This is a genomic window from Rhodoplanes azumiensis, from assembly GCF_042682915.1.
Taxonomy (GTDB): domain Bacteria; phylum Pseudomonadota; class Alphaproteobacteria; order Rhizobiales; family Xanthobacteraceae; genus Rhodoplanes; species Rhodoplanes azumiensis.
Map to the genome: position 1 here is coordinate 150,387 of NZ_JBHUIW010000005.1, position 18,403 is coordinate 168,789.

Here is an 18,403-nt window from a genome sequence, read left to right on the forward strand (position 1 = left end):
CCGCCCGCCTCTTCTCACGTCATTGCACCGTGATGCCGGCGGCCCGGATCAGGTCGCCCCAGCGCACCACCTCGGACTGGATCAGCTTGCCGAACGCCTCCGGCGTCATCGGCATCGCCTCGGCGCCCTCCTGGTCGAGCCGCTTCTTGACCGCCGGCGTGTCCAGGATGGCGTTGATCTCGGTGTTGAGCCGCGAGACGATCTCGGGCGGCGTGCCGGCCGGCGCCGCGATGCCGTACCACGGTCGCACGTCGAAGCCGGGCGCCACCGTCTCGGCGACGGTCGCGAGCTCCGGCAGCGTCGCCATCCGCTTCGGGCTCGACACGCCGATGGCGCGCAGCAGCCCCTGCTGGACCAGCGGCATCACGGTCGGGGCGCCGCCGATGGTCAGCTCGACCACGCCGGCGACCAGATCGGTGAGGCCCTGCGCCAGCCCGCGATAGGGCACGTGCTCCATCTGCACCCCGGTCGCCTGCAGGAAGGCGAGCATCACGATGTGGCCAGCGCTGCCGTTGCCGGCCGAGCAGTAGCGCAGCTTGTTCGGGTTCGCGCGGGCGAACGCGACGAGCGACGGCAGGTCGCGGAACGGCTGCGAGGGATGCACCACCATCACGTTGGTGACGGCCGCGATCATGGCAACCGGGGAGAAGTCCTTCACCGGGTCGTAGGCGAGCTTGGGATAGATCGCCGGATTGACGGCGAGCGTGCCGATATGGCCGAGCAGCAGCGTGTAGCCGTCCGGCGCGGCGCGCGCGACTGTGGTCGAGCCGAGCGAGCCGCCGGCGCCGGACCGGTTGTCGACCACCACGGTCTTGCCGAGCCGCGGCCCGAGCTGATCGGCGATGGCGCGGCCGAGCGTGTCGTTGGCGGCGCCCGGCGGGAACGGCACGATCAGCTTGAGGTTCTGCGACGGCCAGGGCTCGCCCTGAGCCCGGGCAGGGGCGACCGGGCCGGCCGCGAGCATCGCGGCAGCCCCGGCCAGAACGTCGCGGCGCCTCATTCGGCGGCGTCCGCACCGCGGCCGGCCAGCCGCCGGCGCTCGTCGGCCCCGAAGCCGAGCTCCGCCAGAATCTCCTCGCCGTGCTCGCCGAAGCGCGGCGCCAGCCGCGAGGCGGGCACGCCCGTGTTGGAATATCGGTTCGGGTGTCGCAACCCCAGCATGCTTTCCTCCTGGCCGTCTTCGTTGTTCTGGATTTCTTCGGTCAGCACGCCGGAGCCGCGCAGCTGCGGATCGTCGAGCAGGCTCTGCAGCGTGTGATAGGGCATCGCCGGCACGTCGTGGCGGCGCAGGATCTCGACCCACTCGGCCGTGGTCCGCTCGCGCATCGCCTCCGCCCGCACGGCGAAGTACTCGCGCACATGGACGACCCGGGACGCCACCGAGGCGAAGCGCGGGTCGTCCTTCAGCGCGGGCCGGCCGATCGCGTCGAAGAAGGCGCGTGTCTGCGCGTCGGTGTTGGCGGAGACGCAGATGTAGCCGTCGCGGGTCGCGAGCGGGCGCGCGTCCGGGTTCATGATGCGCGGGTCGCCCATGTGGCCGTCGGGATCGAAGGTGCGCTGGTCGAGATGCTCGGACAGCACGAAGGCCGCGGCGTTCTCGAACATCGGCACCTCGATCGCCTCGCCGACGCCGGTGCGCTCACGCCCGAGCAGCGCCGCGCAGATCGCCTGCGCCGCGACGATGCCGACCAGATGGTCGGTCAGCACGAAGGGCGCGAAGCGCGGCTCGCCCAACACCTCGGCGTGGCAGGCGGCGACGCCCGACAGCCCCTGAATGATGGTGTCGTAGGCCGGCACGCCGGCATAGGGGCCGCCGATGGCGAAGCCCGAGATGGTGCAGTGGACGATGCGCGGATTGATCGCCGCCATCGCCGCGAAGGTGAGGCCGAGCGATTGGAGCGCGCGCGGCCGCATGTTGGAGACGAAGACGTCGGCGGTGGCGACGAGGCGAGTCATCACCTCGCGCCCCTCGTCGGACTTCAGGTCGAGCACGATCGACCGCTTGTTGCGGTTGAAGTGCAGGAACTTCGGCGACATGCCGGGTTTTCGCGGGCGACCGCCGAGGCGCCGCATCAGATCGCCCTCCGGCGGCTCGATCTTGATCACGTCGGCGCCCTGCTCGGCGAGCATCAGGGTCGCCACCGGCCCGACCACCACGCCGGTGGTGTCGAGCACTCTGATCCCGGCGAGCGGACCGCGCTTCTCGGTTTCGCACGGCGTCTCGATCGCGGTCGTGTCGGGTAACGTGATCATTCCGGGCTCCCCGGCTCGGCAGCCGCCTCGCCCTGGGTGAGGACGCGGCCGCGCTCGTCGACCGACCACAGCGAGACCCGCCCGTCCGGCTCCCAGCGGCTGCGCAGCTCCGCCTTGCGGCCGAGGAAGAACGGTCGGACGTTGCGCAGGCTGATCCGGCCGAGCCTGCCGCCCGGCAGGTTGCGCTTGGCGAGCTCGCACAGCTTCAGGGCGGTCAGCCCACCGTTGACGACGAGGTTCGGGTAGCCCTCCTCGCCCTGCGTGTAGGGCGTGTCGTAGTGGATGCGGTGGGCGTTGAACGTGATGGCCGAGTAGCGGAACAGCGTGGTCGCGTCCGGCACGAAGCATTCACGGTCGTTCGGCTCGGGCAGCTCCTCGGTGACCTCCGCGGCGGCCGGCGCGGCGGCGGGCCTTTGCGCCGCGCTCGCCTCCTCGCGATAGACGATGTCCTGCTCTTCGACGACGGCCGGCGTGCCGTCCGCCGCGATGACGTGCTCGAGGCGCACGAACACCATCTCGCCCGAACGGCCGCGCTTCGGCGTGATCGCCGCGATGGTCGAAGTCCGGCGCAGCACCGCACCGATCCGGATCGGCGACAGGAAGCGCAGCCGGCGCCCGGCGAACATGCGGCGCGGCAGCGCCACGGGGGGCAGAAAGTCACCGCGCTTGGGGTGGCCGTCCGGGCCGAGCTGCGACTGCGCGGCGAGCGGCGTGAAGAAGGCGACGTGCCAGCCCTCCGGCACGGCGGCGCCGGTGCGGAACGCCGCCGGGTCGCGGTCGAGAAGCGCCGCAACGCGCTGCACCAGGACGGCCGCCGCCTCGTCCTCGGCGACCTCCTGGCGGCCGACCCAGCCCTGCAGGGTGTCGGAGTTGGACCGGGCGGTGTCGGTCAGGGTCGCGCTCATCGGGGCTCCTCGTGCGTTTGCGAGGAAACTGCGACAGGGTGCGGCGCACCGTCCAATGCAACGAGATGACAACTCGATGCATGCTATGCATCATCGCGCCATGTATCTCGACCTTCCCGGCCTGGACGCCTTCATCGCCGTCGCCGACCTCGGCTCCTTCCACCGCGCCGCCACCCGGCTCGGCATCAGCCAGCCGGCGCTCACCCGCCGATTGCAGCGGCTGGAGCAGATCGTCGGCCAGAAGCTCCTGGTCCGCCGCGCCCAGCCGGTGCGGCTCACGCCGGCCGGTGCCGCCCTGCTGCCCGAGGCGCAGGCCGCGATCGGCCGCCTGCGCGACGCCATGCGGCGGGCCGGCGACTTGAGCCGCGGCCACGACATCGCGGTCGGCTGCCTGCCGACGCTGGCGGTGCGCTATCTCGCCGGCGCGCTCGCCCGCCACCGCCAGGGCTGGCAGGGCGGCGAGGTCGCGGTGTTCGACCTCTCGGCCACCGAGATCCGGGCGATGCTGGAGCAGAACCGGCTCGACTTCGCGCTCGCCGCCATCGGTTCGGAGCCGTGGGAGATCGAATGCATCCCGCTCGCCGAGGAGCCGTTCTTTCTGGTCTGCCCGCGCGGCCACCGGCTCGCCGGACGCGACGCCGTGTCGTGGGACGAGCTCGGCCGCGAGCCGCTCGTCTCGATCGGCCCGCTGAGCGAGAACCGCCGCATCATCGAGGCCGGCCTCGCCCAGACCCGGGTCGAGGCGAGCTGGCGCATCGAGGTGCGGCACCTCTCCACCGCCGTGGCGCTGGTCGCCGCCGGCGCCGGGCTGACGGCACTGCCCGAATCGGCCCTCGCCGGCGCCGCGGCGGCCGGCGTCGTCGCGGTGCCGCTGCGGCGCCCGGCGCTCACCCGCACCATCGGGCTGATGCGGCGGCGCGACCGCGTGCTGACGGGCGCCGCGCAGGATCTGATGGACGACATCTTGCGGACGTTCGGACGGACACGGCGGGATCGAAGCACCGTCGGCTCGCCGGACGGCGACGCTCCCGCAGCGGCGTGCTAAATCACGTTCGTCGCGTCCGCATGCCGAGGTGCTCCCGATGGCCGCCATCGATCCTGTTCTGGTCGCCGCCGTGCCGCTGTTCTCCGGCATGCCGCCGAAGCAGCGCGAGGCGCTGCTGCAGGAGGCGCAGTCGGTGCGTTATCCCAAGGGCACGACCGTGTTCCAGCAGGACGCCGACGCGCACTCGTTCTTCGTTCTGCTGCACGGTCGGCTGCGGGTCTTCAAGCTGACCCAGGACGGCCAGCAGGTGGTGGTGCGCTTCGTCGCGCCCGGCGAGGTGTTCGGTGTCGCCTCGGCGATCGGCCGCACCACCTATCCCGGCACCGCCGTGGCGGTGGTCGATTCGATCGCGCTGCAGTGGCCGTCGGGCTCGTGGGCGCGGCTCGTCGCGGCGCATCCGGCGCTCGCCACCAACACGCTGCAGACGGTCGGCGGCCGCATCCAGGAGCTCCACACCCGCGTCGTCGAGATGTCGACCGAGCAGGTCGAGCGCCGCGTCGCCCACACGCTGCTGCGCCTCGCCCAGCAGGCCGGCAAGAAGGTCGAGACCGGGGTGCGCATCGACTTCCCGATCTCGCGCCAGGACATCGCCGAGATGACCGGCACCACGCTGCACACGGTCAGCCGCATCATCAGCGCCTGGGAGGACCGCGGCCTGGTCGAGAGCGGCCGCCAGAAGATCACGGTGCGCGAACCTCATCAGCTCCTGCTGATCGCCGACGACGCCGAGAAATGATCAGGATGCGTCAACCCTCTCCCTGAGGGTCGCGCCTGGTCCTGAGTCCTGACCCGTCATCCTGAGGCGCCCGGCGCAGCCGGGCCTCGAAGGATGCGGCCCGGGCCGGGCCGTCGCCCTTCGAGGGCTGCGCTTCGCGCAGCCACCTCAGGGTGACGGTCAGAGTCAGTGCCGGAGGCCGTCGGTATGATCCGAAGCTTCGGCGCCGCTTGCCGTCTCACGAGATCCGAGAGCGCTCGCCCCTCACCCGCGCTCGATCGTCCGCGCGCCGGCCGCGGTCGGCGGAACCATTCCGATCGCCGGCATGGCCGCGGCTGCGTGCAGCGCCGCGAGGAGGCGGTCGAGATCGACGCCGTGCTCGCGGGCCGCGTCGGCGAGCGTGTGGAAGCCCGCGATCGGGCAGCCGACACAACGCATGTGGAAGTCGAGGAGGACGCGCAGCGTCGCCGGGGCGTCGGCGAGGACGTCCGCGACCAGGCGGTTCGGTCGGATCGTCATCGGAAGCCTCCTCGCACGATTGCGACCCAGCTTCTGTAGGGCGAACCACGAGAACGCTCTTTGTCCGGGCACAAGCTGCCGGCGGAACGGGATCGCACGGCAGTTTGTGCCCCGGCAAAGACCGCCGCGCGCCGCCTCGTCATGGTGATCGCAACACCGCGAGGTTCCGATGACGCTCTCAGCTCAGACGCTCTCCTCCCCGACCCCCGACACGCCGGATTGCGACGTGCTCGATCCCGACGTGCTGGAGCCGTTGAACGACGTGATCGATCCCGAGATCGGGCTGAGCGTCGTCGACCTCGGCCTCGTCTACGAGGCACGGCGCACGGCCGAAGTCGTGACGGTCGCCCTCACCCTCACGGCCCAGGCCTGCCCGCTCGGCGAGATGATTCTCGACGATACCCGCAGCGCGCTGGCGGAGCGGTTTCCCGACGCCGCGCGAATCGACGTCGCCCTGGTCTGGGATCCGCCCTGGGATCCGGACCGCATCACCGACCGCGGCCTCGCACTGCTCGGCCGCCCACCGCGAACCCGCTGAGGACTTTCCGATGAGCACCGAGACCGCGAGCAAAGAGATCCTGATCGATGTGCGGGCGCTGCCGCCCGGCACCTGCCGCAGCGCCATCATCCGCACCATCGCGGACCTGCCGACCGACACCGACCTCGTGGTCGCCGCGCCGCACGATCCGGCACCGCTGCGCGAGTATCTCGACGTCGCCCATCCGGACGCGTTCGGCTGGAGCTATCTGGAGGAAGGCCCCGATGTCTGGCGCGTCCGCATCCATCGTCTCGCCGCCTGAGGCGGCTCTCGCGACGACCCCGGCGCCCACCGTCGCGCCCGCCCCCGCGCCGGTGGCGCCGCACGCCGCCGCGCCCGCGTCTCGCATGGGATTGCGGGTCGCCCTGCTGGCGGGCGGCATCGTCGCCATGGCGTGCGGCCTGTGGGGCGGGCTCTTCCGGCTCGGCTTCGATCTGCCGCACGCCGCGAACGCCGCCGCGCTGCACGGCGCGCTGCTGGTCTGCGGCCTGTTCGGCACCGTGATCGGGCTCGAACGCGCCGTCGCCTTCGGGCGCATCTGGGGCTACGCCGCGCCGGCCTGCGCGGCAGCCGGCTCCGTGCTGCTGCTCGCCGGCGCACCGGTCCCGATCGGCGCCGCCGCCTACACGGCGTCGGCCGCGCTGCTGATCGGCGTGACGCTCGTGATCACGTCGCGCCAGCGCACCCTGTTCAACGCGACGCTCGCGGCGGGCGCCGTGTCCTGGCTCGTCGGCACGCTGCTCTGGGCCGCCGGCGCCGACATTCCCGCCGTCGCCGGCTGGTGGATCGGCTTTCTCGTCCTCACCATCGCGGGCGAGCGGCTCGAGCTCGGCCGGCTGATGGGCAAGAAGCGCGGCAGCGAGATCCTGTTCGTGGCGGGCGTCGCCCTGCTCGCTGCGGGCGCTGCGCTGACTCTTCCCGATACGCTCGGCGCGATCGTCTACGGCGTGGCTCTGCTCGCGCTGGCCGTCTGGCTGGCCCGCCATGACGTGGTCCGCCACACCATTCGTCAGACGGGCCAGACCCGCTTCATGGCGGCCTGCATGGCGGCCGGCTACGTCTGGCTCGGCCTCGCCGGCGCGCTCCTGATCGCGCTGCCGCCGGCGACCACGACGTTCGGCTACGACGCAGCGCTCCACGCCGTGCTGATCGGCTTCGTGCTGTCGATGGTGTTCGGCCACGCGCTGATCATCCTGCCGGCGGTGGCGCGGGTGCGGATCGCCTATCGGCCGTGGCTCTATCTGCCGCTCGCCGTGCTGCATCTCGCGGTGGCGTTGCGGATCGGCGGCGACGTCATGGCCGCGGACACGATCCGGGCCTGGAGCGGCCCCTTGACGCTCGTCGCGCTCGTCGGCTTCGTCGGCCTGATCGTCGGCGGCACCGTGCGCAAGCGCCCGGCGGCCGGACCGGGTACCGCTTCCGGCACCGTCACGCCCGCGCCAGATGCGAGCGCCGCTCCTCGCGCCGGCCGGTCGGCTCCGTCCACACGCCCGCACCCTGCAGGTTGGCGAGGAAGCGCCGGGCGCTCTCTTCCCAGGTGAGCGTCATCGCGTAGTCGCGGCAGGCCGCCGAGCGGATGTCGAGGGCGGCCAGGCAGGCGGCCCGCAGATCCTCGTCGAGCACCGCGACCGGCGCGTCGCCGACCACGTCCCGTGTGGCCGGCACCGGCACGCCGGCGACCGGCACGCCGCTCGCCAACGCCTCCAGCAGCACCAACCCGAACGTGTCGGTGCGGCTCGGGAACACGAACACGTCGGCCGCCGCATAGACCTCGGCCAGCGCCTCGCCGTGCCGCTCGCCGAGGAAATGCACGTCCGGATAGGCCGCGGCGAGCGCGGCGCGGGCCGGGCCGTCGCCGACCACCACCTTGCTGCCGGGCAGATCGAGCGCCAGGAACGCCTCGAGGTTCTTCTCCACCGCGACCCGCCCGACGCTGAGGAAGACCGGCCGCGGCAGGCCGAGATCGCGATCCGGCCGTGGCCGGAACAGCGTGACGTCGACGCCGCGCGGCCAGCGCATCACCTTGCGGAAGCCGCGCCCCTGCAGCTCGGCGCACAGCGACGGGGTCGCCGCCATGGTGGCGCAGCCGGCATTGTGGAACCAGCGCAGCCAACCCCAGGTGAGATCGGCCGGAATCGGCCAGCGCGCCGCGGCGTAGTCGGCGAGGCGGGTGTGGAAGCTCGTGGTGAAGCGCCGGCCGGTGCGCAGGCAGTGCCGCCGCGCCAGATGGCCGATCGGCCCCTCGGTCGCGATGTGGACGATGTCGGGCCGGATCGCGTCGATCCGGCGGGCGATCGCGCCGGGCGGCGGCACCGCGAGCCGGATCGACGGATAGCTCGGCAGCGCCACCGTGCGCATGCCCTCCGGCGTGAGGAAATCGATCGAGGCGCCGAGCGTCTCCACCGCTGCGGCGAGCGAGCGCAGGGTGCGCACGACGCCGTTGACCTGCGGGTGCCAGGCGTCGGTCGCGATCAGGATTCGCATGGGGCCCCCCGATGCGTCGGCCCGCAGTCCACTCGACGATGCCGCATCCCGACTCATCCTCGTTGTCCCGTTGGTCTATGACGCCGCCTTGACGGGACCGTGACGGCCGCCCGGTCGCCGCGATCGGCACCCCGCCCGGGCGCGTCTGCGACGCCGAGATCCGTGACGGGCGCGGCGCGGCATGCTACGGGGCGGCCTCCCTGTCGTGTCTCTGTCGCACGGCTGTGAAACATCCGGATCCGCCGGGCGCGATACCGCGCGACCCGGGCCTTCGGCCGGCCAGAAAAATACGTGTGACGAAGACCTTGCTGAATCCAGGATCCGAGCCCTTCGTGCCCGGCGAGCCCCCCCGCGGCGACGATCCGGCGGCGCTGGCCGGCGATCCGCCCGACGCCGCGACCGCGCCGGCGAAGGGCTCCGCCTGGCTCGCCCCGGTGCGCGCCGCCCTCGCCCGGGTGCGCTGGAACTGGGTCGGCGCGGCGCTCGCCTGCACGATCATCGGCATCTCGGCGGTCGTGCTCTACAACGTCCTGCACGACATCGATCTCGACAAGATCCGGGTCGGTCTCGCCAGCATCCCGCCCGAGAACCTGGTCAAGGCGGGCCTGTGCGTCGCCATGGCCTATGCGACGCTGACCCTCTACGACTGGTTCGCGTTGCGCACGCTCGGCATCCGCCACGTCCCTTATCGGGTCGCCGCGATGGTGAGCTTCACCAGCTACACGATCGGCCACAACATCGGCGCGACCGCCTTCTCGGCCGGCGCGATCCGCTGGCGCATCTACTCGGCCTACGGGCTGCGCCTCGTCGACGTGGCGAAGATCTGCTTCATCACCGGCCTGACCTTCTGGCTCGGCAATCTCGCCGTGCTCGGGCTCGCCATGATCTACGATCCGGTCGCGGTCGGCGCCGTCGACCAGCTCGCCCCTTCTGTCAACCGGCTGATCGGCATCACGCTGCTGGTCGGGCTCGCCGGCTGGGTCTTCTGGGTGTGGGGCGCGCCGCGCAGCATCGGGGTCAAGAAGCTCAACGTGCGGCTGCCGGGCGGCCGCTCGACGCTGCTGCAGATCGGCATCGGCATCACCGACCTCACCTTCTGCTCGCTCGCCATGTTCATGCTGGTGCCGGCCGAGCCGCACATCCACTTCTTCACGTTGGCCGGCATCTTCATCGCCGCGACGCTGCTCGGCTTCGCCAGCCATGCGCCCGGCTCGATCGGCGTGTTCGACGCCGCCATGCTGGTCGGCCTCGCCTTCTTCGACAAGGAGCAGCTCATCGCCGGGCTGCTGATCTTCCGGCTGATGTATTTCGTCGTGCCGTTCGCCACCTCGCTGACCATCATGGGAATTCGCGAGGGCGTGCTGGCGGTGCGCCGCCGCAAGGCGATGGAAGCGCCGTAGCGCGCGCCCGGTCGCCGGCCAAGGCGTCGGATCAATCGCGCGGGAACGGCAGGTCCGGCCGCGCCACCACCGGCAAAGGCCAGTCGGGCGGCGGCGGCAGCGGCCCGGTGAGCACGGCCTTCGGGATCTCGGGCCGCAGGATCCAGTCGAATTTTCGCGCGCCGAGCGTGCCGCCGTCCTTCAGCGGCAGCCCCTCGATGCACACCATCCGCTCCGGCCGCATCACCGGCGCCGCCGGATCGTCGATCCACTCCGGCACCAGCCACAGCCGACCGTCGTGCCGGACCGCCGCACACTGGGCGAGCGAGCCGTCGTCCTCGAACTTCACGATGATCGAGTAGACTTTCGTGTCGGTGGCCGGCATGGCACCGCCTCCCCCGCCGCGCCGCCGATCGGCGCGGCCTCGCCTGATCCCGACGAAAAGCTAGCGCCGGCTCGGCACGGCGGCAACGTCGGCCGGTCACGCGATGTCGTCGATCGAGACCTTGAGCGCCGTCGCGATCTTCTTGAAGGTCGCGACCGAGCCGTCCCGCGTCCCCGTCTCGATCTGCGACAGGTAGGCGGCCGTGATCCCCGCGGCGGCGGCGAGATCCTTGACCGTCATGCGGCGGAACTCGCGCCACACCCGCACCTTGTTCTCGCCGTCGAGGATCCGGTCGACGAACGCGGCCGGAATGGCTTCGTCCTCGCCGGCCGCGATCCGGCCCTTCGCCGCGTCGTAAGCACGAACATCCGCGGCGTCCTCGGCAGCCTCGGTCAGACGCTCGTACTCGTCGAGAGGAATGACGGCCAGACGGTCGCCGCTCGGGCTCGTGATGATGGAGGGCTTGGTCATCGTCCTATTCCTCGTCGATGCTTCCGCGCAGACCGACCTCGATGATGTCCATGACGACGCCGTCCTGATCGAAGATCACCCGATAGTCTCCGACTCGCAGGCGATAGCCGTCGCGCCCCCGAAGCCGTTTGACGTTGTTCGCCAGGCTCGCCGGGTCCGCCGCGTACTGCTCGATCTTCGACCGGATCGACCGTGCCGTGCTCGGCGGCATCCGCAACAGCGCCCGCAGGGCGGATTTCCTGTATGCGATGAGCATATCGAAAGAGTAGCAGGCAGCTAGCACGCACGCGAGCCAAAATAGCGATCTGCTATGTCGAAGTCGGATCGAGATGGCATCGAACCGCCGGAATGCCGGGCTTGTCGGCGGTTGCACCGGCACGCCGGCCCTGCAAGAAAATGGCTGGACGACCCGCCCGCGACGGACGAAAACCCCACCGCCGAACTCCAGGGAGACATTTCATGACCAAGCGCCTGTTCGCTGCGCTCGCCCTCGGCGCGGCGATCGCCTCCGCCGCCATGCTGCCGCCGCCCGCCGCCGCCCAGACCTACAAGCCCGAATACAAGGTCTCGACGGTACTCGGCGCCCCGTTCCCGTGGGGCGTGTCGGCGCAGCGCTGGGCCGATCTCGTCAAGGAGCGTTCGCAGGGCCGCATCAACCTGAAGGTCTATCCGGGCGCCCAGCTGGTCGGCGGCGACCAGACCAAGGAATTCACGGCGATGCGCCAGGGCGTCATCGACATGGCGGTCGGCTCGACCATCAACTGGTCGCCCCAGGTGGCGGAGCTCAACCTGTTCGCCCTGCCCTTCCTGATGCCCGACCACGCGGCGATCGACGCCATCACGGGCGGCGAGGCCGGCAAGACGCTGTTCGACATCGTCGGCGCCAAGGACGTGGTGCCGCTCGCCTGGGGCGAGAACGGGTTTCGCGAATTGTCCAACTCCAAGCGCGACGTGCGCACGCCCGCCGACCTCAAGGGCCTGAAGATCCGCGTCGTCGGCTCGCCGCTGTTCAACGAAACCTTCACGGCGCTCGGCGCCAACCCGACCCAGATGAGCTGGGCCGACGCCCAGCCGGCCCTTTCGACCGGCGCGGTCGACGGCCAGGAGAACCCGCTCGCCGTCTATGTCGCGGCCAAGCTCAACACGGTCGGGCAGAAGCACCTGACGCTGTGGGGCTACGTCGCCGACCCGCTGATCTTCGCGGTGTCGAAGCCGGTGTGGGACACGTTCTCGGCCGACGACCAGAAGCTCCTGCGCGAGACCGCGCTCGAGGCCGGCGCCTACAGCAAGCACCTCGCCCGCACCGGCATCACCGAGACGGATCCGGCGACCCTGAAGGCGATCGAGGCGCTCGGCGTCACCGTGATCCGGCTGACGCCGTCCGAGCAGAAGGCGTTCCAGGATGCCACCAAGGCCGTCTACGACAAATGGAAGGCCCGCATCGGCGCCCCCCTGGTCGACGCCGCCGAGAAAGCCGTGGCGGCGCGGAAGTGACGCGCGCGATCATTCCGGGGCGCGGACCGCAGGTCCGTGAGCCCGGAATCCATACCCCCAGCGCCTTTGGCTCACGACAGACAGGGGCTATGGATCCCGGGCTCGGCCTTCGGCCGCCCCGGGACGACAATGCAGCCGACGCCGAAGCCGTGACCGTGCCATGTCCGCCGAATCCGATCCGCTGATCGCGCCCAAGAACCCGCCCGTGCGGGTGCCGCTCACGTTCGAGAAGGTGCTGGCCGCTGCGGCGATGGCCGCCTTGTGCCTGATCACGCTCGGCAACGTGATCGCGCGCTATCTCACCAACTACTCCTTCGCCTTCACGGAGGAGTTCTCGATCGCCCTGATGGTGGTGGTGACGCTGCTCGGCGCCGGCATCGCGACGGCGGCCGACCGGCAGATCCGCATCGTCTTCTTCACCGGCCTGCTGCCGCGGACGGCCGAGAAGATCGCCGAGGTGATCGCGAGCCTCGCCACCATCGCGATGTTCGGGCTCCTGGTGTGGCTCGGCGCCCGCCTGGTGTGGGACGAGTACCGCTTCGAGGTGACGTCGCCGGGGCTCGGCGAGCCGCAATGGATCTACACGCTCGCGCTGCCGCTGCTCTCGCTCGCCGTGATCGCCCGCGCGCTCGGCCATCTGATCCGGACGCTGCGATCGAGGCGCCGGCCGGCCCACGACGTGATCGAGCCGCTGTGATGACGAGGCGAGCCGAAGGGCCACACGGGACGGCCGCCGCGCTCCTTCTCCCCGCGCGCGGAGAGGCGACGCGCCGTGCCGTGCGGCATGCCCCTGCGTTTCTTTCACTCGACTGATCCGATCGATGACCACGGCGGCGTTGTTCCTCGGGTTTATGGTTCTCTTCGTGCTCGGCACGCCGGTCGCGGTGGCGCTCGGGCTCGCCGGGACGCTCGCGATCTGGCTCGGCGATCTCGGCGTGATGAGCGTGCCGACCCAGGCGTACACGGGCATCGCCAAGTACCCGCTCCTCGCGGTGCCGATGTTCGTCCTGGTCGGGGCGATCTTCGATCGCTCCGGCGTCGCGCTACGACTGGTCAACTTCGCCACCGTGCTGGTCGGCCGCCGTCCCGGCGCGCTCGCCGCCGTCACCGTGATGGTGAGCATGTTTCTCGGCGGCATCTCGGGCTCCGGCCCGGCGAACGCCGCGGCGGTCGGCGGCGCCATGATCGGGGCCTTGTCGCGCGCCGGCTATCCGCGTGCCTTCTCGGCGAGCGTGATCGGCGCCGCGGCCGCGACCGACATCCTGATCCCGCCGTCGATCGCCCTGATCATCTATTCGGTGCTGGTGCCGCAGGCCTCGGTGCCGGCGCTGTTCGCCGCCGGCATGATCCCCGGAATCCTGGCCGGCCTGGCGCTGCTCGGGCCGATCTTCTGGATGTCGCAGAAGCACGGCTTCGGGATCGCCGAGAAGGATCTGCCGCGCCCGCCCTTCTGGAAGTCGCTCGCCGAGGCGAGTTGGGGCCTGATGGCGCCGGTGCTGATCCTGGGGGGCATGCGGGCCGGCTGGTTCACGCCGACCGAGGCGGCCGTGATGGCGGTCGTCTACGGCCTTTTCGTCGGCTTCGTGATCTACCGCACCCTCACGCTGCGCGACCTCTACGAGATGCTGGTCGAGGCGGCCGAGATCTCCGGCGTGATCCTCACCGTCGTCGCGTTGGCCGCGATCTTCGGCTATGCCGGCTCGACGCTCGGCGTGTTCGACCGCGCCGCGACCGCGATCGTCGCGACCGGCGGCAGCGAGACCGTCATCCTCGCGATGCTGATCGCCATGCTGATCGTCATCGGCATGTTCCTGGACGGCGTCTCGACCTTCCTGATCCTGCTGCCGCTGCTGATGCCGATCGCGGCGAAGTTCGGGTGGGATCCGGTGTGGTTCGGCGTGCTGCTGACGCTGAAGATCGCCATCGGCCAGTTCACGCCGCCCATGGCCGTCAATCTGATGGTGTCGTGCCGCATCGCCGGCGTGCCCATGGAGGCGACGCTGCGCTGGGTCGGCCCGCTGATCGCCGCGATGTTCGGCGTGCTGGTGCTGCTGATCGCGGTGCCCGAGCTGGCGCTGTGGCTGCCGCGCGTGCTGGGGTACTGATCCCGGGCGCGATCCCCGGGATCGGGAAAATTTCGCGGGCCGGGGTCGCCCGGCAACGAAGCAGGCGTTTCGGGTCGGAACTTCGCCATTCTGCTGCAGTGCAGCATTCGCAATTTTGCAGTATGATGTGGTCCGTTGCGGCTCTCGGCCCGTATGCGGGCATCGTCTGCCGGACGATTCTCGTCGTCCGGCGATCTGATTGGTGACACGAATTTGGTGCTGAACATCGACATGTCTCTTCCGGCCGACCACGCCCAGCGTTTCGCCCTGAGCGACGAGGTCCATGCCCGCCCGCCCGAGGCGCTGACCACGCCGAGCCGCGTCTCCTATCTGGCGCTGGTGTCGCCGTGGGAGGACCGCGAGCTCGAATGGCAGGGGGTCTGCGACCTCGCCCGCCGGTTCGGCGCGACAGCGCCGTTTCCCGGCGCCAACCACTATTCCGGCCAGCTCGGCGACTTCCGCCTGGTGTGGGAGCGGCACGGCGAGTTCGCCCGCTACACCTTCATCGCCTCGGGGCTCGGCGGCAGCGAGGATCCGTTCGCCGAGCCGGCGATCGCGCTCGCGCCGGCGAGCTGGGTCGCGGCCCGTCCCGGCCAGGTGATCGTCGCGGCGCATGCCGCCGTGATGAAGGCCGACAACGGCCCGGTCGATCCCGACACCGTGTCGGCGACGCTGTTCCGCGGCAACGCGCTGGTCGGCGGCCCGGTGTCGGACCGCGCCGCCGTCGCCTTCACGGATCTGCGCATCCATGCCGACGGCTTCGGCCGCTTCGTCGTCCAGGATCGGCACATGACGCCGCTGCAGGCGGGCCGCGTGGTGCAGCGTCTCCTGGAGATCGAGACCTACCGGATGATGGCGCTGCTGGCGCTGCCGGTCGCCCGTGAGCTGGCACCGTTCCTCGGCGATCGCGAAAAGGAGCTCGCCCAGGTCACCGACGCGCTGGTCGCCGCCGGCGAGGCCGACGAGCCGGTGCTGCTCGAACGGCTGACCCGGCTCGAGGCCGAGATCGAGAGCCGCGAGGCGGCGAACCTGTTCCGCTTCGGCGCCGCGCTCGCCTATCACGACCTCGTCCAGCGCCGGATCACCGAGCTGCGGGAGGAGCGCATCCAGGGCATCCAGACGCTGCGTGAGTTCATGGACCGCCGGCTGGTGCCGGCGATGAACACCTGCAAGGCGGTGTCGGAGCGCCAGCAGTCGCTGTCCGACCGAGTGGCGCGGGTGACCCAGCTCCTGTCGACCCGGGTCGACATCACCCGCGAGCGACAGAACCGCGCCGTGCTCGAATCGATGAACCGCCGCGCCAAGCTGCAGCTGCAGCTGCAGTCGACCGTCGAGGGCCTGTCGGTCGCGGCCGTCACCTATTACGTCGTCGGCCTGATCGGCTACCTGGCCAAGGGCGCCTACACGGCCGGGTTCCCGGTCAGCCCGGAGATCGCCATGGGCGCCTCGATCCCGTTCGTCGCCGGCGCGGTCTGGGCCGGCTTGCGCGGCTTCCGCAAGCGGGTCGCCCACGGCGAGCCCTGACGATCGTTCGGAAGGGCGGCCGCCCGGCCGCGCGCGCCGACATCGCCCCCCCATCGCGTGGCGCACACCGGTCCGTGACCACCGGCACAGACCCGACACGGGCGCGCCGTAATCCGGTCAACCTCCTGATTATCGTAAGGAACGTACCCCGCTCGGGAGCACTCCACGACAGCCCGTGCGACGGCCGCGCCCGCACCCCCGACGCGCCGACTTCGCATGACGTCGTCGCGACGACCGTCGCCGACGATGTCGGCTCCACGCCGATCCCGAGTCTCGTCTCGTCACCCATGAGGACGCGTATGTTCAAGCTTCAGCGGTTGCTCCTGGCGGGCACCGTCCTGTCCGGTCTCGTCGGAACGCAGGTGCTGGTCGCCCCGCCGACCTTGGCGCAGGCGCCGGCCCCCGCGACCGAGGAGCAGAAGCCCGGCCAGCGGCCGCCGCCGCGTCCGGGCCAGCCGCCCGCCCCGCAGCAGCAGCGCCCGGCCCAGCCGCCGGCGCCGCCTGCCCCGCCGCCGCACAGGCGCGCGCCGCCGCCGCCTCCGGCGCAGCGTCCGGCGCCGCCGCCCGCCCCGCAGGCGCAGCCGCCGGCGCCGCGTCCCGTGCCCCCTCCGCCGCCCCAGGCCCAGCCGCCGGCGCAGCGCCAGGCACCGCCCCCGCCCTCCCAGGTGCAGCCCCCGCAGCGGCCGGTGCCGCCGAATGTCCAGCGCCCGCCGGGCGTCCAACCCCCACCGAACGTCCAGGCACCGCCGCCGCCGAGCCGCCCGTCGCCGCCCGCCGTGCAGGGACAACCGCCGGCCGGACGCCAAGGGCCGCCACCTGCCGCCCTGACCGATCCGAACGCCCGGCCAGGCCGCCCGGTCCCGCCGCCACCGCCGTCCGCGCAGACGCCGCCGCCCGGCCGGCCGGGTGCTCCGGGCGTGCCGCCGGCCGTGCCGGGCCGCCCCGTCGCGCCGCCGCCCGCGGCCCAGACTCCGCCCGGCGTGCCGGGACGCCCGGTCGCGCCGCCGCCGGCCGCGCCGGGAACGCCGGCGACTCCGCCCACCGCGGCACAAGGCGCGCCCGCCACGACGCCCGCCACACCGCCGCCTCCGCCGGCGGCCCAGACGCCGGCACCCGCGACGCCGCCGGCCGCGCAGACGACACCGCCCGGACCGCCGTCCGGCACTGCGCCGACCGTCGCCGCGCCGCCGCCGGGCCCCCCCCGGCGCTCCGGGGCGACCGGGCGGCTTCGGAGGCCCGGGTGGGCCGGGCCGTCCCGGCCTGCCGCCGGGACCGCCGCCGGCCGCCCAGGGCGGGACGGGCGCACCGCCTTCCGGCGCTCCGGGGACGGCACCGGGCACCGTGACGGCCCCGGCCGCGACGGCCCCGGTTGTGGCGCCGACGGCCCCCGCCGTGGTGCCGTCGACACAGGCCGCCCCGCTCACGCCGGCCGGCGTTCCGGCCCCGACCCAGCAGCAGGCCCGGCCGATCCCGGTCGCCCCACCCGGCGCCGGCGCCGGCATGGCGCCGCAGTCGGCGCAGGGTCAGCCGCTGCGCCGCATGGACGAGCTGCGCGGCGAGCGCCGTGAACAGCGCCAGGGCGACACCACGATCATCCGCGAGCCCGACCGGACCATCATCCGCGAGGGCAACACGACGATCATCCGCCACAACGAGCTCGACCGCTTCCGCTACGGCGCCCGCGACGTGCGGGTCGAGCGGCGCGGCGGCGAGAACGTCACGGTCGTCGTGCGCCCGAACGGGGACCGCGTCGTCACCGTGACGGACGAGAACGGCTACCTGATCCGGCGCACCCGCATGATGCCGGACGGCCGCGAATACGTGCTGATCGACAATCGGCGCGGCTGGGGTCCGGGCGGTCCGCCGCCCGATCGGCGGGGCCCCGGCTTCGGCACCGGAATGGCGATCGGCGCCGCGGTCGGGCTCGGCGTCGGCGCGTTCATGCTGAACATGCAGCCGCCGGTCGTGCAGATCCCGCGCGAGCGCTACATCGTCGAGACCGAGCGGGCCGACCCGGTGCTGCTCTACGAGACCTTGACGGCACCGCCCGTCGTGGCGATCGAGCGGCCCTACACGCTCGACGAGATCCGCTACAACGCGCCGCTGCGCGATCGCATGCCGCGCGTCGACCTCGACACGGTGACGTTCGAGTCCGGCTCGTGGGAGCTCGATCCGGCGCAGGTGCAGAAGCTCGCCGGCATCGCCGACGGCCTCAATCGCGCCATCCAGGCGAACCCGCAGGAGGTGTTCCTGATCGAGGGCCATACCGACGCGGTCGGCTCCGACGTCGACAACCTGTCGCTGTCGGACCGTCGTGCCGAATCGGTCGCGCTGGTGCTCACTCAGCAGTTCGGCGTGCCGGCCGAGAACCTGACGACGCAGGGCTACGGCGAGCAGTATCTGAAGGTGCCGACCGACGGCCCGCTGCGGGAAAACCGCCGCGTCACGGTCCGCCGCATCACCCCGCTGCTGACCGGCGAGGCCCAGCCGCAACCGCCGCGGTGAGCACGCGAGCCACACGCTCCGTCATGCCCGGCCTCGTGCCGGGCATCCACGGCGCGGCCGACCGGCCGCGCCCGATCGGGC

Annotated in this window: 19 protein-coding genes; 11 read left to right on the forward strand and 8 right to left on the reverse strand. The window is 72.0% G+C overall.

Annotated elements, in window-relative coordinates; translation table 11 throughout:
* Positions 1 to 19 precede the first annotated feature (19 nt).
* Genes ACFSOX_RS07070 through ACFSOX_RS07080 form a run of 3 tightly spaced genes read right to left on the reverse strand, consistent with a single transcriptional unit; the run spans position 20 to position 3,158 of the window.
* On the reverse strand, positions 20 to 1,000 hold the full coding sequence (locus tag ACFSOX_RS07070) for a Bug family tripartite tricarboxylate transporter substrate binding protein (protein ID WP_378477091.1): 981 nt from the start codon (positions 998 to 1,000) through the stop codon (positions 20 to 22).
* Complete coding sequence (locus ACFSOX_RS07075) at positions 997 to 2,253, reverse strand: CaiB/BaiF CoA transferase family protein (RefSeq protein WP_378477092.1); 1,257 nt, start codon at positions 2,251 to 2,253, stop codon at positions 997 to 999. The genes ACFSOX_RS07070 and ACFSOX_RS07075 overlap by 4 nt, the downstream gene beginning before the upstream one ends.
* Positions 2,250 to 3,158 carry an HTD2 family dehydratase gene (locus ACFSOX_RS07080; RefSeq protein ID WP_378477093.1) on the reverse strand — a complete coding sequence of 303 codons (909 nt, stop codon included), beginning with the start codon at positions 3,156 to 3,158 and terminating at the stop codon, positions 2,250 to 2,252. The genes ACFSOX_RS07075 and ACFSOX_RS07080 overlap by 4 nt, the downstream gene beginning before the upstream one ends.
* A gap of 76 nt (positions 3,159 to 3,234) precedes the next feature.
* Between ACFSOX_RS07080 and ACFSOX_RS07085 the strand changes: the two genes are divergently transcribed.
* Positions 3,235 to 4,203, forward strand: coding sequence for a LysR family transcriptional regulator (locus tag ACFSOX_RS07085; protein ID WP_378477094.1), 969 nt, complete (start codon positions 3,235 to 3,237; stop codon positions 4,201 to 4,203).
* A gap of 37 nt (positions 4,204 to 4,240) precedes the next feature.
* Positions 4,241 to 4,939, forward strand: coding sequence for a Crp/Fnr family transcriptional regulator (locus ACFSOX_RS07090; RefSeq protein ID WP_378477095.1), 699 nt, complete (start codon positions 4,241 to 4,243; stop codon positions 4,937 to 4,939).
* A gap of 243 nt (positions 4,940 to 5,182) precedes the next feature.
* On the opposite strand, the gene ACFSOX_RS07095 is transcribed toward ACFSOX_RS07090, so the two are convergent.
* Positions 5,183 to 5,437, reverse strand: coding sequence for a DUF1858 domain-containing protein (locus ACFSOX_RS07095; RefSeq protein ID WP_378477096.1), 255 nt, complete (start codon positions 5,435 to 5,437; stop codon positions 5,183 to 5,185).
* 169 nt (positions 5,438 to 5,606) lie between these two features.
* Here ACFSOX_RS07095 and ACFSOX_RS07100 point away from each other — a divergent pair, with 169 nt between their 5' ends.
* The 3 genes from ACFSOX_RS07100 to ACFSOX_RS07110 all read left to right on the forward strand — a co-directional run bounded on the left by ACFSOX_RS07100 (position 5,607) and on the right by ACFSOX_RS07110 (position 7,516).
* Positions 5,607 to 5,975, forward strand: coding sequence for a metal-sulfur cluster assembly factor (locus tag ACFSOX_RS07100; RefSeq protein WP_378477097.1), 369 nt, complete (start codon positions 5,607 to 5,609; stop codon positions 5,973 to 5,975).
* 10 nt (positions 5,976 to 5,985) lie between these two features.
* Entirely contained in the window at positions 5,986 to 6,237 is a 252-nt protein-coding gene (locus ACFSOX_RS07105; RefSeq protein ID WP_378477098.1) for a DUF2249 domain-containing protein, read from the forward strand.
* Between the two features lie 85 nt (positions 6,238 to 6,322).
* Positions 6,323 to 7,516, forward strand: coding sequence for a hypothetical protein (locus ACFSOX_RS07110; protein ID WP_378477099.1), 1,194 nt, complete (start codon positions 6,323 to 6,325; stop codon positions 7,514 to 7,516).
* Here ACFSOX_RS07110 and ACFSOX_RS07115 read toward each other — a convergent pair.
* Positions 7,404 to 8,459, reverse strand: a complete 1,056-nt coding sequence (locus ACFSOX_RS07115) for a glycosyltransferase family 4 protein (protein ID WP_378477100.1) — start codon at positions 8,457 to 8,459, stop codon at positions 7,404 to 7,406. The two genes, ACFSOX_RS07110 and ACFSOX_RS07115, sit on opposite strands and share 113 nt — an antisense overlap.
* Positions 8,460 to 8,752: 293 nt before the next feature.
* Here ACFSOX_RS07115 and ACFSOX_RS07120 point away from each other — a divergent pair, with 293 nt between their 5' ends.
* The gene (locus tag ACFSOX_RS07120; protein WP_378477101.1) at positions 8,753 to 9,859 is read left to right on the forward strand and encodes a lysylphosphatidylglycerol synthase transmembrane domain-containing protein; all 1,107 of its coding nucleotides are present in this window, start codon (positions 8,753 to 8,755) and stop codon (positions 9,857 to 9,859) included.
* A 31-nt stretch (positions 9,860 to 9,890) separates the two neighbouring features.
* On the opposite strand, the gene ACFSOX_RS07125 is transcribed toward ACFSOX_RS07120, so the two are convergent.
* The 3 genes from ACFSOX_RS07125 to ACFSOX_RS07135 all read right to left on the reverse strand — a co-directional run bounded on the left by ACFSOX_RS07125 (position 9,891) and on the right by ACFSOX_RS07135 (position 11,073).
* Positions 9,891 to 10,223 carry a hypothetical protein gene (locus tag ACFSOX_RS07125; protein WP_378477102.1) on the reverse strand — a complete coding sequence of 111 codons (333 nt, stop codon included), beginning with the start codon at positions 10,221 to 10,223 and terminating at the stop codon, positions 9,891 to 9,893.
* Between the two features lie 96 nt (positions 10,224 to 10,319).
* A complete protein-coding gene (locus ACFSOX_RS07130; protein ID WP_378477103.1) occupies positions 10,320 to 10,694 on the reverse strand; it encodes a helix-turn-helix transcriptional regulator in 375 nt (124 codons plus the stop codon).
* A gap of 4 nt (positions 10,695 to 10,698) precedes the next feature.
* Positions 10,699 to 11,073, reverse strand: coding sequence for a type II toxin-antitoxin system RelE family toxin (locus ACFSOX_RS07135; protein ID WP_378477104.1), 375 nt, complete (start codon positions 11,071 to 11,073; stop codon positions 10,699 to 10,701).
* 80 nt (positions 11,074 to 11,153) lie between these two features.
* Between ACFSOX_RS07135 and ACFSOX_RS07140 the strand changes: the two genes are divergently transcribed.
* The 5 genes from ACFSOX_RS07140 (at position 11,154) to ACFSOX_RS07160 (ending at position 18,322) form a co-directional block, all read left to right on the forward strand.
* Entirely contained in the window at positions 11,154 to 12,188 is a 1,035-nt protein-coding gene (locus ACFSOX_RS07140; protein ID WP_378477105.1) for a DctP family TRAP transporter solute-binding subunit, read from the forward strand.
* Between the two features lie 160 nt (positions 12,189 to 12,348).
* Positions 12,349 to 12,885: a TRAP transporter small permease gene (locus ACFSOX_RS07145; protein WP_378477106.1), complete on the forward strand. Its 537-nt coding sequence runs from the start codon at positions 12,349 to 12,351 to the stop codon at positions 12,883 to 12,885.
* Positions 12,886 to 13,009: 124 nt separating this feature from the next.
* Positions 13,010 to 14,293 carry a TRAP transporter large permease gene (locus tag ACFSOX_RS07150; RefSeq protein ID WP_378477107.1) on the forward strand — a complete coding sequence of 428 codons (1,284 nt, stop codon included), beginning with the start codon at positions 13,010 to 13,012 and terminating at the stop codon, positions 14,291 to 14,293.
* A 231-nt stretch (positions 14,294 to 14,524) separates the two neighbouring features.
* On the forward strand, positions 14,525 to 15,817 hold the full coding sequence (locus tag ACFSOX_RS07155) for a DUF3422 family protein (protein WP_378477108.1): 1,293 nt from the start codon (positions 14,525 to 14,527) through the stop codon (positions 15,815 to 15,817).
* 1,392 nt (positions 15,818 to 17,209) lie between these two features.
* Positions 17,210 to 18,322 (forward strand): OmpA family protein, encoded by a 1,113-nt coding sequence (locus ACFSOX_RS07160; protein WP_378477109.1) that lies wholly within the window; start codon positions 17,210 to 17,212, stop codon positions 18,320 to 18,322.
* Positions 18,323 to 18,403: the final 81 nt, after the last annotated feature.

Coding starts and splice junctions, on each gene's coding strand:
- ACFSOX_RS07070 (WP_378477091.1), bottom strand. CDS start 1,000: ATGAGGCGCCGCGACGTTCTGGCCGGGGCTGCCGCGATGCTCGCGGCC.
- ACFSOX_RS07075 (WP_378477092.1), bottom strand. CDS start 2,253: ATGATCACGTTACCCGACACGACCGCGATCGAGACGCCGTGCGAAACC.
- ACFSOX_RS07080 (WP_378477093.1), bottom strand. CDS start 3,158: ATGAGCGCGACCCTGACCGACACCGCCCGGTCCAACTCCGACACCCTG.
- ACFSOX_RS07085 (WP_378477094.1), top strand. CDS start 3,235: ATGCATGCTATGCATCATCGCGCCATGTATCTCGACCTTCCCGGCCTG.
- ACFSOX_RS07090 (WP_378477095.1), top strand. CDS start 4,241: ATGGCCGCCATCGATCCTGTTCTGGTCGCCGCCGTGCCGCTGTTCTCC.
- ACFSOX_RS07095 (WP_378477096.1), bottom strand. CDS start 5,437: ATGACGATCCGACCGAACCGCCTGGTCGCGGACGTCCTCGCCGACGCC.
- ACFSOX_RS07100 (WP_378477097.1), top strand. CDS start 5,607: ATGACGCTCTCAGCTCAGACGCTCTCCTCCCCGACCCCCGACACGCCG.
- ACFSOX_RS07105 (WP_378477098.1), top strand. CDS start 5,986: ATGAGCACCGAGACCGCGAGCAAAGAGATCCTGATCGATGTGCGGGCG.
- ACFSOX_RS07110 (WP_378477099.1), top strand. CDS start 6,323: ATGGGATTGCGGGTCGCCCTGCTGGCGGGCGGCATCGTCGCCATGGCG.
- ACFSOX_RS07115 (WP_378477100.1), bottom strand. CDS start 8,459: ATGCGAATCCTGATCGCGACCGACGCCTGGCACCCGCAGGTCAACGGC.
- ACFSOX_RS07125 (WP_378477102.1), bottom strand. CDS start 10,223: ATGCCGGCCACCGACACGAAAGTCTACTCGATCATCGTGAAGTTCGAG.
- ACFSOX_RS07130 (WP_378477103.1), bottom strand. CDS start 10,694: ATGACCAAGCCCTCCATCATCACGAGCCCGAGCGGCGACCGTCTGGCC.
- ACFSOX_RS07140 (WP_378477105.1), top strand. CDS start 11,154: ATGACCAAGCGCCTGTTCGCTGCGCTCGCCCTCGGCGCGGCGATCGCC.
- ACFSOX_RS07145 (WP_378477106.1), top strand. CDS start 12,349: ATGTCCGCCGAATCCGATCCGCTGATCGCGCCCAAGAACCCGCCCGTG.
- ACFSOX_RS07150 (WP_378477107.1), top strand. CDS start 13,010: ATGACCACGGCGGCGTTGTTCCTCGGGTTTATGGTTCTCTTCGTGCTC.
- ACFSOX_RS07155 (WP_378477108.1), top strand. CDS start 14,525: ATGTCTCTTCCGGCCGACCACGCCCAGCGTTTCGCCCTGAGCGACGAG.